Origin of the sequence: Moorena sp. SIO3E8, assembly GCF_010692445.1 — a bacterium.
Classification (GTDB): Bacteria; Cyanobacteriota; Cyanobacteriia; order Cyanobacteriales; family Coleofasciculaceae; genus Moorena; species Moorena bouillonii.
The window spans coordinates 1-11262 of sequence record NZ_JAAHHM010000177.1 but is presented as its reverse complement, the minus strand read 5'-3'; the positions used below and the strand labels follow the sequence as shown (position 1 = coordinate 11262).

The following is an 11262-nucleotide window of genomic DNA, read 5'->3' as shown; positions in this document are numbered from 1 at the left end:
CTTTGTATCTTGATGGTATTCCTTTAATGAAACGACTCTTTCAAGCTTGTTGCTCTACTAATGCTCCTCCTACTCTTGCTATACCTGTCTAAACCTTATTCTTTGTCTTTTTAAAAGAGCCGCACCCAAATGAGATGCACCCAGAGTAACTCGTTTGATTGCCTTGTCAATCTTTACCTGGCTCCGTTCAAACTTCCGCTGTAATCGCCTTTGTTCCTTGTCGGCTTTCCGTTTTTTCTTCCTTTTAACCATAAAAATAAAAAAACCGCTACCTCTCTAGGGTAACGGTCTCTATACTTAAGTAAAGTGCAAGATACCAAAATTATACTTTTAGCTTTTTCACTTTAATTCTTCAAGCTGCTGTTCAATATATTGAATATTTTTCAACAACCTCTCATTGCTTCCTCCCCTAGTCGAAAAGTTGTGCCCAATATATGTTAAAACACTATGAGGAGAATTTTGTACTATTTGAAAAAGAGCCTTTGCTTCTTTTTCGGAACTAAACCCTTCATTACTCGCATTGTTGAGCCAGCTTTTAGCTTTCTCCTTGTCGCCCAATACAGCATAGCACTTCCCCAACAACAGAGCGGTAGTAGGTTACATCGTTTCCCTGTAATTGATATCTAACAATGCTATCGCTCTTCGGTAGTCACAGATAAGGGGATTTGGCTTATCTATCAATCTAACAGCAACATCGTGCCAAGTCTCCCCATCTTCCAGGCAATACTCGGTAGTGGTGTCGATTTTTAAGGGAGCAAAATTATGATGGTCAGAAATGAATCTTTCAGTGATTTTGGCAGTCTTAGTTGTCTTCATAAAACAAGAAATCAAGGTTTATTTTAACTAACAGTCCAGCTACTTCGTCCCTAGAGAATCTTTGATGATTGCAGCGGCTGTAAGGTACTTGGTGGGTTTGGTAGCTGCACTCCTGATCCTCTGGTACTTTAATGCCTGGACAAGCTCTTTTGTTTTCAAGGAAAATAGATTGGCAGTTGTCTGTAACCCACTGTTTGATGTACTTTCGAGAGATTCCAGTTAGTTCCCACAAAACGGAAAGGTTAATGGCTAAAGTCCTTTTTGGGTTGTAAGAAATGTTTTCGTTATACTTTCTGATCGAATCAAAAGCTCTTTTGAGTTTTTCGCTTCTAGCCTCTGCCCCCCGGTAATCAAATAGATCAGAGTTAGACCACTTGGTCAAGTCAAATTCATGCCGCATCGACTCCCTCCTGTAAATCGAAATCAACAATCATGCTGCGAATATCCCAAAGGTCACCGGCATACTTTCGGAAGTACTCCAGGGATTCATTTGAACAAAGCCAGAATAGTAGGGTCGTGCCACGGGAAACAATTGCCTCACGAGAAAGGTTCAGCTGCCTTAATTCGGACACTATCGTTTCATGCGAGAGGGTCTCCAACCCCACCACCGCTACATGGTCGCAGGGACCGAAACGTTGACGCAACCACCGGGTAAGTCCGACTTGCCCTTGGTCGAAAAAGAACGATTCAGAAGCTTTCAGCCCACTCTCCACCTTCCGAAAGATGGGACTACGGTACGTTACATCTGATGCGATCGCGAAAACTATGGAAGATTGCCCTTCTCCCATCTCAAACGTCTGGAACATTTCGGACACCTGCTGGTCTTCTTTTTCTTCCAGTGGTGCAGCGTACTTAGCCGGAAAGTACTCCACCCCTCCATGTTCTGTGAGATACCGGCACTGAAATAGTACCCTCCGGCCATCCTCGCTAATGGAGTATTGTGGACAAGCCTTGAGGTCTTCTTTTTCCACGTTCAGCAAGGCCGGAGGTTCGTCCATCCATCCGAGGAATTCTGTTGTCTTTTCGATTTTGGCGCGATGGCTTCGCGATTCGTTGATTAAATTAAATATCATGGTTGGTATCGTGGCAATTGATTGACGGAAGACGGGAAGAGCAACTCCCGTCTGTTTTGTCTTGCTTAACTATAGCGATAGAGTTTATGGCCTGAGAAACCGCAGTAAGCTGCGGTTAGCTGCGGTTAGCTGCGGTTAACAAAAAAAGGAACGTCAACGTCTTTTCTTCTTGCTAACCCCTGGGCGTCCCGGCTTTTTCCCCTTCCCTGTTACCTTTGTCGTCTTCTTTTTCTGGTCTGAGACAGAGGAGGACTGCTGTGCGAGGCGACTCAGATCAATAGTCTTAGTCTTTGGTGGCTGCTCTTTTTCCTTGATACAGCCATTCTCTATCAAGCGGTCACGCACCCAGTCGTCCCATTCTGAAGCGGTCAAATACAGGTTCTCTGATTTCTTGGATATTGCAAATCCATCAATGAACCACACCTCTCCATGAGCTTTCAATCCCGCTCAAATGTCCTGGAAAAAGGCATCCTCGTCGAATGGCTCATTTAAGAGGTCGTCATGAAAAAGTATCAATTCTGGGGTTGACTCTATTACTTGCCAAATGCGTACCCCTGGCAAGGCTTCAATATTTTTTAGTTGGTTGATTGTTGTTAGCATTGGATATTCTTGATTGATTTGTGCAAAACCTGGGGCAGTTTTTTTTCCAGGTATCTATTTTTAACTACAGAACAAATTCGTAAGCGAATGGAACATCGTGCTCCTGCCCGCAATTATCAATCCAGGTACTGTAGACTTCGGTTAAGGTCGTTCGGCATTGATCCTCTATTACATCTTTCGGAGCACATCCGATTTTCCACTTAGCAAAAGTAGGGTTAGTTTTGCGAAAGTTACTGATGCGAACGCGAGAAGTTTGAGTAAGAGTAAACGTGTTCATTGCACTACACCTCCTCGTTGAAATCACATTCGTCATAGTCATACCCCGATTCATCTTCCAAGCCCAGAATCCAGACCACTTCATTCACAGCAGTACGAATTTTAGAAGTCACTTTTGAAACAAACTTACCTAACTTGACCCGAGTACTGACTGCCTTCATCTTGGCTAGAGCAATCACATACTCGTGGTGCGTTGGGGCAAACTTCCAAAGGAAATCAGAACTGAAGCTGTACATGCCGTGCCAATACCAGTTGCGGTAGTGCTCACAGAAGCAGTCTTCTGCTAAGTCAGCGGAACCACTGGCGATTAACGCTACCGGATGACCGCACTCAACAGAGAAGAAATACTGAGCAGACTCTAGTTGATCTTCGGTGCATGCGCGGATCATCAAGCTTTTGCCATCAGTAAAGAGGTAGGTTTTCATTCTTTTTTTTTGCAATTTCAATCAGAGAGAAGGTTACCCCGCACCCGGCGGGGCAGTTCAATTAACGGGGGTTCTTAACTTGAGGCTTTGGCTTGACCCTGCGGCGGAGTATACTCCCGTTAGTTCCTTGAGTGCCCCCTTTTTTGATTAACTTTTCGCGTTCAGCAATCGACTTTGCCGCACCCTTAGGGGCAATCACTTCGTCTATGGCTTTCGATAAATCTTCCATCTGTTTCTTCTACTTGTTAACTCGTCGGCCAAAAAAGCCGATTGACTTTACTTTTGCTTCGGATTTCGATTGCCGTTCAGGGGCAAGGGCATTGTGTCCTTCCTCTTGGGTTTTGGTTCGGACAGTCTCTCGTAGACCAGAGGAGGTGGGTAAGATGTCACCATACGGTTGGCCATTAACTGTGTACTCTCCAGTTTTGCCACTGGACTGAATTGGGTCACCAGAGCGTTTGGCAAGGGTTCCCGTGTAGTGGTTGGCTCGCTTAGACTTTGCGATAACCTGAGGCTTTTGATTCCGTCCCATTACTCCGCTTCCTGTTGGTAAATAGCTTTAATGCCAGTGGGAGTAATACCGCCACCGTTATCACAATCAACAGCGGCATTTTTTTCGGCCTCGTTAAACACCTGATCAACTACAGACTTGATTACTGAATTGGCATCAAAACCTGCACACACCCAAAGGTAAGTTCGCAAGCTAAAATCGCTCAAGTCTGGAGTAGCCTTTGGCTTGTTATGACGGATTAAATCCAGCACAAACCGCTCATCAAAAAGACCGACGGTGATGACCTGATCAGCTAAGTGAATATTCAGGGTTACTTCAGGTTCATTGCCAGTCTCAACAGCAAAATTGTTCACTGCTACAGAACTGGCATTAATGAGACTAGAACAAGCTTTGGCAGAAGCGTATACTCGACCTTCCGGGGTCTTGATAAAGACCGACAGCTCAGACTGTGGGTCTGGTCGATGATTGACTATCATAGATTGGTTCCAATTGCACGTTGGACTTCATTAAGGTGGCCGTTTGTTTTGCGACTCTACGGCCACCTTTTTGATGCACTTTTAATTTAGCACGTTTGGTATGGTGCTGTCAATTATTTTAGTTGTTTATTTATCAATAGTTTTCAGCTTTTATCATTAATCATAAAACATAACGTTTGGTAGGTAGCGCTATACTTAGGCTTTGGCATCAATCGAAATACAGGCTGTTAACGTCGTACCAGCGGTGATTCCGGTTATCTCGCTTGGTCAGAATTTTGCCTTCCTCCTCCCAATTAATCAGAGTATTCTTACTCACCCCCAGAATCTCCCTGGCATCCTTAGGGGTAACCCAGTTAGGTCTATAGGGGTCAAGGGCTACTGGCAAGCGGTCGAGCCTCTTTTTGTTCTTTTTACTTGCGATCGAATCCAAATCAAAACGTCTGACACCGTTGGAGGTAATTACAGCTTCTATCATTCCTTGCTCATGCCAGTACTCCAGGGTCTTGATAGTAATCCCTAGTTCCTTGCAAGTTGCCTTAGGAGTCCTTAATCTCATTGGTATTGCGTCCTTTGCGTTTACCCTCACCGTAGCAAACGCTCAACTGTTTGGGGGGGGTAATTAAGTTGACTTAACCAATATCACGGCCACCCATTACCGGCAAGCGTCCCATCCGTGTCCTGGTATTTTTGATTTGAGAGCGATCGCGACAAAAAAGGAACTTCACCCGAATTACTCAAAGTCAACTTAATCCCCAGGGTGCTGCTGGCTGGCAGGGATTCGACACTCCCCGGTCGTTAAGGGCGCGGGGATTCTTCGCTCAACGATCCAACGTGGCTTTCCTGGCCGCAACCTACTGGCAGTACATGGACAATGCGCTGCCAGTAGGTTGTCATCGACTTCTTTCTGGCGCATCCCAGAAGCGATGAGTTCCAAAGCCACTGCGATTCGATCGAGTACTGGGAGCATCTTCTTGGCCAAGGTTGATTCCACTCGATCAATCGACCCATCTATGTCAGCTAACTGCCTCTCAATTTCCTCTAGACGCGACCAGACGCTCTCGGAATGCTCTTTGAGACACCCAAGCTCATCTCCCAGATATTCGAGCCTACCATTGAGCATTTTGAAGGTTTCAGAGTCCTCTGGGAATTCGATAGTCTTGGTAGTAGAGCGGGGCATCTTAGTTTTCTCCGTTAATCGGGAACCATCCCAAGGTAACGAACCATCGACACTTTGCGACAATAACACAAACCAGGTAAAAGGGTGCGCGTATTATACACACCATTAACTAGGGTATTAATAGATTTATTTGCAAACTAATTCAAATTAACGTACTAAGGAAGCGATCGCGGGAAAAACCGATTTTCAACAAAATGCCTTGTTGAGATTAAAGAAAGAGTTTCCCTGTGATTTGTCACAGATTTTTGAGGGATCGAAGAAACAATCACAAGTAAAATCACAAGTAAGTGAAACATCAAAAGTATTGATGTATATATATTGTAGAGGTATTTTTCACTGTATCACTCGATCTATTTCGTTGTACCTCTCAATGGTTTTTACCACCCCATCTTATTGAGGATATAAGTCAATAAGTGAAATCAACTTGGATCTGCAATATTGATTGCTCGATTCGCCGCTTTTTAGGGGTTGTGAGACCCAAAAAAAACAAGTGGTAAATCCCGTGGATCTGACCCCATGTTTTGTGACAGCTTTTTGTGACAGAAATCTCAAGGCTCTTGTTGTACAAGGGATAGAGCGTGTTTTTGAGTTCAACAAAATCAGGATTAATGTGTGACAGAATTGTATTTATCACACTGTCCTCTACTCTTCCTGGTTCCGACCTGGTTGAGCAAGACGGGTCGATGATCCAAGAATCCCCTGGCTTATAGCCATGGGGAGTGTCAACTAGTTGCCTCATAGATCCAGTATGTTTACTGGCCTTTGAGGTAGAGCTAGGGAATCCTTCTTGCCAACACCACCTAACGGTTCGGTTGCTCTGAGGTGTGGGATGAAGCTTCCACCACCTGGACGAGGTGGGGGAATGCGTCGCATCATTGTTCAACGCGAACAGCTCCAGGCAATGACAGGTACAGCAAATTCCCTCTAACCCATACGGGCAAAAAGGAAGGCAGCGCAAAGCTAGGGATAGCAGTAAGGGATACCCTTCATGTTCCCGGCCAGCTAGCTAAATCCATATGCGAATACTGTTCGCATAAACACGACTGAAAGCTTAGTTCTTCCCGTCGGATGTCAGCCTTTGGAATTAACTATCGCGAACCCCGTCGGAGTAAACAAAGACTATTACTTGATCTAAGGGCACTTCGGGAGAATGAATAAGTGGAGAATGGATTTGCCCTGGAGGACAAGTATTGAGTACCACCTTTTTCCCCTCTTCGTTCTGATATCGTAGTTCCTCCACAAGATAAATCTGTGGTTCCAAAGAAATACGCTCAACCACGCATTGTACACTCTTCAGCTTTAACGGATCAGAGCCTATCTTCTTACTTGTGTTCTCAAAGCCAATGAATTCATCAGTTAAGAGAACCGAGCTGTTGTCGTGATCCTTGACTATCCGGTAGAGGCTCCCGGTTTTCTTGAATGAATCAAACCTTGGGTTGTCGCGATCATCCTGCGGTGTTGATACCTTGACAGGAGTCTGGGCATCCCCAAAACCCTTTGCGGTGGTTGGCTGAGTCTCTGGGGGTTTCTCTAGTACTGCCACTGAGTTAGTGGCAATCTCTGTACTTCTTTGCTCAACCATCCCAACTGATACAGGCTCGTGGTTAGCTTCCAAAATAGGATCAGAGAGAGGCGGAGGAAGAGCTACCTGTTCCGCGTACTGTTTTGACTCGACTACCATCTGAAAGTCTGACATTCCCGGCTCTGGATTCGAGGGAGGAGTGGATCCATTTCCATTGCCACCACTGCCGCCATTCCCTCCTTCGCCCTCAATATATTCAATGCCCGTGATTTCACCTTTATCGTTCCTGGAGAGCTGAACGAAGCCTTTCAACCCTGTACTTTTCTCTGTTACTCTTTCCAACTGTTCGACATACGCGATTGCTTCTTTCTTGTTGATGCCTTTTTTTCTGCCTCTGGTCTGAAACTTTCGGCGGATAGCAAGAAGGGTTGTGCATCCTTTTGTCTTGATGAACTCAAAGATGTCGTGAACCTTTCCCAGTAACCTGTCTTTGGTCTCTTTGAAGGATTCATTGCAGCCAGTGACAATTGTTTGTAGATGTCTTTCGTTGGCTATAAGGATGTTGGCAAAATAGATAGCCCGATCCATCGTCTCTTCTGTGACTAACAATTTGTCTTTCCCTTCATCACAGGCGCAGTCAAGGATATGTAAAGCCAAAGCTGTTCTGGCTAAATGACTGACCATTTTGGCTATCCATTGAGCAAAGGCTGGCTTGGTTTCTCTGTTCCTGTACTGCCAGGTTATGTATCGTTCTCTTTCTTTCTTGAATTTCTCCTTCGCCTGACGTGAAATTCGGCAAATAACATTGTCGGGAAACGATTCTACTTTTTTGTAGATGCTTAGTAGTACATCACTTACATCGACTGTTGTTTCATCCCATTTAAGCTTTTCGCTTAAGCTAGGCTCTTCTATCAAAATTTTTAGCAATCGAGACAACTCGCCATCCCTGTCTACATTAAAATCAGGGAAATTCTCTTTTAGTGATTTCGGCTGTATCCCAGCCAGTATATTGATTCTTTGGCCTTTGAAATCGTAGCATTTCGTTAAGTCTTGTCTGCGGACAGCCCCTTGTTTTCCATTCCCCCAAGCCGTCATTCTGTCTTTTTTTGATTTCCTTGAGTTGGTCTTGTATGCATCAAAATCAAAGACACTAGACGCCTCATCTCCATAATGAAGAACTCCAAAGCCTTTTGGTTGACGAGCAGTGTAGGAATCGAGAGCTTCTGGCGTCCCGTCCATGAAATAAAGTCTTTGGTTATGAATCAGTTTCTTGAGGTGATTGGGGTCTTCTTCTGTCCCCTTCCTCTCCCTCTTTTCATTTCGATCCAAAGACTGCCATTCCGGTTCAACCTCTTCTAGTTTTTCTTTCAAACGTGCCGTTTCCTCGTTGATATCCTCTTGCATTAACCGCAAAGGCTTCATTATTTTAGACATGATACGGGATTTCCCAATAGAGGATGCCCCGATTATCAGGTTGTAGAAAATCAAACGCTCGTGCCAGTCGTTTTTCAACTGAATACCTACATCCTTGGCTAGTGTTCCTGTTATTGACAGTAATGCTAAAGAGGCTGCCCCGTGGAGGTGCTTTTTATCTGTTAAGTTTATGGCCTTGGCTATTTTGGGATGGAAAATCTTGTAAACATCAACCTGCCTTTTTTTGCCAGATAGTAGCTCGTAAATCTCTGGCTCTATCTCGTTGATCTCGTGAGCAGACTCTAGCTTGTCAACGACCTTAAGATAAAGGCTTCTGATGTTCCTTGGTTGCTTCTTGAACTGACTAGCTATCTTAGACAGTTCAATGTCCAGGTCAAATCCGTCCAGGTCTTGGGTCGCCAAATCCATTAGCTGGGCTTTTAGGTCATCTGCATCCTGGCGTGGGTTTATTTGTTTGGCTGCAATCGCTCCTTGGTCAAACAGGTTCCCTTGTTCGGCAGCATTCGACCTTCCTACATCCTCCCTTTCTGGTCCGATCGCAGCCAAAATCTGTTCCTTGGTTGCCCCCTTTTCTACCCAGTCAACAATATCCTCCCCGCCAGCAGCAGGAAGGCGATTCCATGTTCCACGGTCTGGATCGGTGTAAGCCCACTGGCAAGGACCTATCACTTCCTGAACCTTTCTCATTAGTTCTACCCCTGGCTGATCCATATCGGGGAACAGGATTGTGTTGTGGCCATAGCCAATCAAGAATTCAAGTTGATAGGCATTAAACCCTGAAGTCCCTCCCTTGAAGGATATGGGGACTATGTCAAGACCTTTAATGGACTCTAGGACATCAGCACAGGATTCACCCTCTAATATTCCGATTTGCTTGCCCTGTTTTCTAGCCTCAACGGCTTTGTGGTAGTTGAGAACTACCCAATCTTCGTGGGTTAAATCTCCTAGCCCGTTAGTCCAATGGCCTTTACTTGTCATCCGAGACTGGAATATGCGCTTCCCATTTTCATCATCAATCCGCTTGACCTTAACTACTGGGTCGCCTTGTTTGTTGCGATAAACCCACTCACGAGTTTGGGGCTTCCGCTGTTTTTTCTTGGGAGCATTGGGGTCGTGCTTTAGATGGTCTTGATGGACAAAGAACATTCCAGGCTGAACTCCACCTACTTCCTTCATGGCAACGTAATCCCCTTCTTGATCCCCTTTTTGAATTCCAAGTTCTAAAGCTTTAGTGCAGACAATTTCAATTCTGTTACCGTCGTGCCCACAGGGTGCATCACCCTTCCGCCCATGTGGGGAGCAGATAGGGCATCGATCTTTTTTAGAAAAGGATTTCCAGCTTCTCATCACGCCACCTCCTGAGAAGTGGGGTTGACGTCTTGGCCAGTTTGCCAATTATTTTTCTTGTCTAGCTCTAAACTCTCTGAAACCGCAGTGGACAGCAGTTCGGCTGTGTCCTTGTCTGATAATTGCGGAGTTGTTTGGGCGTTTCCGGGGTTTTCTTTTTGGAATTTTTGGTATAACATTGAAATATGATTGAAATTTTTTGTGGGTTGTTTCTCACGACTCACATGTTTCGCGAGAGATAACCTTTTTACTTAGGTATCGCGTATAGCCTGATCAGAGTCACGAAAAAGCAATGATCAGCAACAACACAACTCAATCATCTGAAGTTAGTATTTTACTTCAGATGTCACCCCCCGGTCTTTGTCAAGACGCGGGGAATTTTCGTTAAAGACTCAGTGTATTTAGTTGACCGTAAACATTGACTGAATCCGGGAACAGGGTGTTGCTCCTGTTCTCCTTTCAAATAAATAATAACGCAAATCCTGGAAAAATATCGCGAAACTTTTGATAAACGACGCGACGCACAATCCAGAGGCATAAAAGACTTCAGGTTTTTCAACATATTCCATTTCTGTATTTATCTCTGGGTTATCAACCGCAACTAACAACAACGGTTCAATTAAAGCTTTACTAGCCAAGGGTTTTTGCAGAACTGTTATCTTTGGGCAGGCAAAAGATTCTCCACAAATTTCCTTTTTGTCGCGTTCGCGCAGCGTAGCCTTTTGGGCTAATGGTGATTCAGTCTGATTTGCCTGGTCGTGTTCCCTGGACATTAAGTTGACTTTTGAAACCAAAGTGAAAAGAAAGTCAACTTAATGTCCAGGGGTTACAGTGCGGGTGGAGTTGGCTTCTTAGAACTGGACTTCTATCGGGGCAGACCTTAAGGCAACTTAATGTCTAGGGTCTGCGATCACTCCCCCAACCAAAATCAACCACAGCTGCAATGCGACGGCCAGCTGATTTCAAGGTCAAGTCCTAATGCTTTGATCATCTTGTCCAAGGTTCGCTCTGGGATGCTTTTGTATCGACCATTCTCGATATGCCTCCAGTGAGACTGGTCTAATCCTGCTTTCCTGGAAGCTGCTGCTATAGTCAAGCCTAATTGCTCCCTTGCCTCTTTTATTACTCTGGGCAAGTCGTCGATTACTACCGACACAGTAATGGTTCTGTTGATTATCATGAGTTTTCGTTTTGGATTAGTCTCTTTATACTAACTCCTAGGACATGGAGTCCTCAAAGGGCATAAACCGACTAATGAAAAACTTTTCATAGACCCTTGACAACTTTTTAGGACATCGTGTACTATAAATATATGGATGAAAAAGCGAGGTAAGCATTCAGGTGTAGAGATTGACAAAGTCACCCCACTCACTTCAAAAGCGGAATCAGAGACAATTCGTGAGAACGCTGCCTGACTGCTAAGGACACAGCCTGACTCAGGAACTTTATGGTATTACGCCCTTGAGCACGACAAGACTGAATCACACTTAATAATGTTGCTGAACGCTCAAACCCATTCCAGGAGCGAGACCCCCCTGCGACTTTACGCTTAGTCACTGCCAAACGCAAAGAGCGCTCTGCCCGATTATTATCGGGTGGGACTTG

At 44.9% G+C, this 11262-nt stretch carries 18 protein-coding genes; all 18 read right to left on the bottom strand.

Going from position 1 to position 11262, the window contains the following annotated elements; all coding sequences use genetic code 11:
• Positions 1–339: 339 nt before the first annotated feature.
• Positions 340–558: a hypothetical protein gene (locus tag F6K46_RS35025; protein ID WP_293117881.1), complete on the bottom strand. Its 219-nt coding sequence runs from the start codon at positions 556–558 to the stop codon at positions 340–342.
• A 39-nt stretch (positions 559–597) separates the two neighbouring features.
• A complete protein-coding gene (locus F6K46_RS35020) occupies positions 598–816 on the bottom strand; it encodes a hypothetical protein (protein ID WP_293066919.1) in 219 nt (72 codons plus the stop codon).
• Entirely contained in the window at positions 803–1216 is a 414-nt protein-coding gene (locus F6K46_RS35015; protein WP_293023834.1) for a hypothetical protein, read from the bottom strand. Before F6K46_RS35015 ends, F6K46_RS35020 begins: the two co-directional genes overlap by 14 nt.
• Positions 1206–1688, bottom strand: coding sequence for a hypothetical protein (locus F6K46_RS35010; protein ID WP_293066916.1), 483 nt, complete (start codon positions 1686–1688; stop codon positions 1206–1208). The genes F6K46_RS35015 and F6K46_RS35010 overlap by 11 nt, the downstream gene beginning before the upstream one ends.
• Before the next feature lie 354 nt (positions 1689–2042).
• Entirely contained in the window at positions 2043–2261 is a 219-nt protein-coding gene (locus F6K46_RS35005) for a hypothetical protein (protein ID WP_293066914.1), read from the bottom strand.
• A gap of 75 nt (positions 2262–2336) precedes the next feature.
• A complete protein-coding gene (locus F6K46_RS35000) occupies positions 2337–2489 on the bottom strand; it encodes a hypothetical protein (protein ID WP_293066913.1) in 153 nt (50 codons plus the stop codon).
• A gap of 64 nt (positions 2490–2553) precedes the next feature.
• Positions 2554–2766: a hypothetical protein gene (locus F6K46_RS34995; RefSeq protein WP_293023842.1), complete on the bottom strand. Its 213-nt coding sequence runs from the start codon at positions 2764–2766 to the stop codon at positions 2554–2556.
• Between the two features lie 4 nt (positions 2767–2770).
• Complete coding sequence (locus F6K46_RS34990) at positions 2771–3154, bottom strand: hypothetical protein (RefSeq protein WP_293066911.1); 384 nt, start codon at positions 3152–3154, stop codon at positions 2771–2773.
• A 97-nt stretch (positions 3155–3251) separates the two neighbouring features.
• Positions 3252–3419, bottom strand: coding sequence for a hypothetical protein (locus F6K46_RS34985; RefSeq protein ID WP_293066909.1), 168 nt, complete (start codon positions 3417–3419; stop codon positions 3252–3254).
• Positions 3420–3428: 9 nt separating this feature from the next.
• Complete coding sequence (locus tag F6K46_RS34980) at positions 3429–3722, bottom strand: hypothetical protein (RefSeq protein ID WP_293066906.1); 294 nt, start codon at positions 3720–3722, stop codon at positions 3429–3431.
• On the bottom strand, positions 3722–4177 hold the full coding sequence (locus F6K46_RS34975) for a hypothetical protein (RefSeq protein WP_293066903.1): 456 nt from the start codon (positions 4175–4177) through the stop codon (positions 3722–3724). The genes F6K46_RS34980 and F6K46_RS34975 overlap by 1 nt, the downstream gene beginning before the upstream one ends.
• 208 nt (positions 4178–4385) lie before the next feature.
• Positions 4386–4733, bottom strand: a complete 348-nt coding sequence (locus tag F6K46_RS34970; RefSeq protein WP_293066900.1) for a MerR family DNA-binding transcriptional regulator — start codon at positions 4731–4733, stop codon at positions 4386–4388.
• Positions 4734–4922: 189 nt separating this feature from the next.
• Positions 4923–5423, bottom strand: a complete 501-nt coding sequence (locus tag F6K46_RS34965) for a hypothetical protein (protein WP_293066897.1) — start codon at positions 5421–5423, stop codon at positions 4923–4925.
• Positions 5424–6089: 666 nt separating this feature from the next.
• On the bottom strand, positions 6090–6230 hold the full coding sequence (locus tag F6K46_RS34960; RefSeq protein ID WP_293117877.1) for a hypothetical protein: 141 nt from the start codon (positions 6228–6230) through the stop codon (positions 6090–6092).
• A 208-nt stretch (positions 6231–6438) separates the two neighbouring features.
• On the bottom strand, positions 6439–9705 hold the full coding sequence (locus F6K46_RS34955) for a DUF3987 domain-containing protein (RefSeq protein ID WP_293066891.1): 3267 nt from the start codon (positions 9703–9705) through the stop codon (positions 6439–6441).
• Between the two features lie 353 nt (positions 9706–10058).
• A complete protein-coding gene (locus F6K46_RS34950) occupies positions 10059–10430 on the bottom strand; it encodes a hypothetical protein (protein ID WP_293066889.1) in 372 nt (123 codons plus the stop codon).
• 155 nt (positions 10431–10585) lie between these two features.
• Positions 10586–10837 carry a helix-turn-helix transcriptional regulator gene (locus tag F6K46_RS34945; RefSeq protein ID WP_293066886.1) on the bottom strand — a complete coding sequence of 84 codons (252 nt, stop codon included), beginning with the start codon at positions 10835–10837 and terminating at the stop codon, positions 10586–10588.
• 188 nt (positions 10838–11025) lie between these two features.
• Positions 11026–11262 (bottom strand): transposase (locus F6K46_RS34940; RefSeq protein WP_293066883.1); only part of this gene is annotated, 237 nt, incomplete at its 5' end.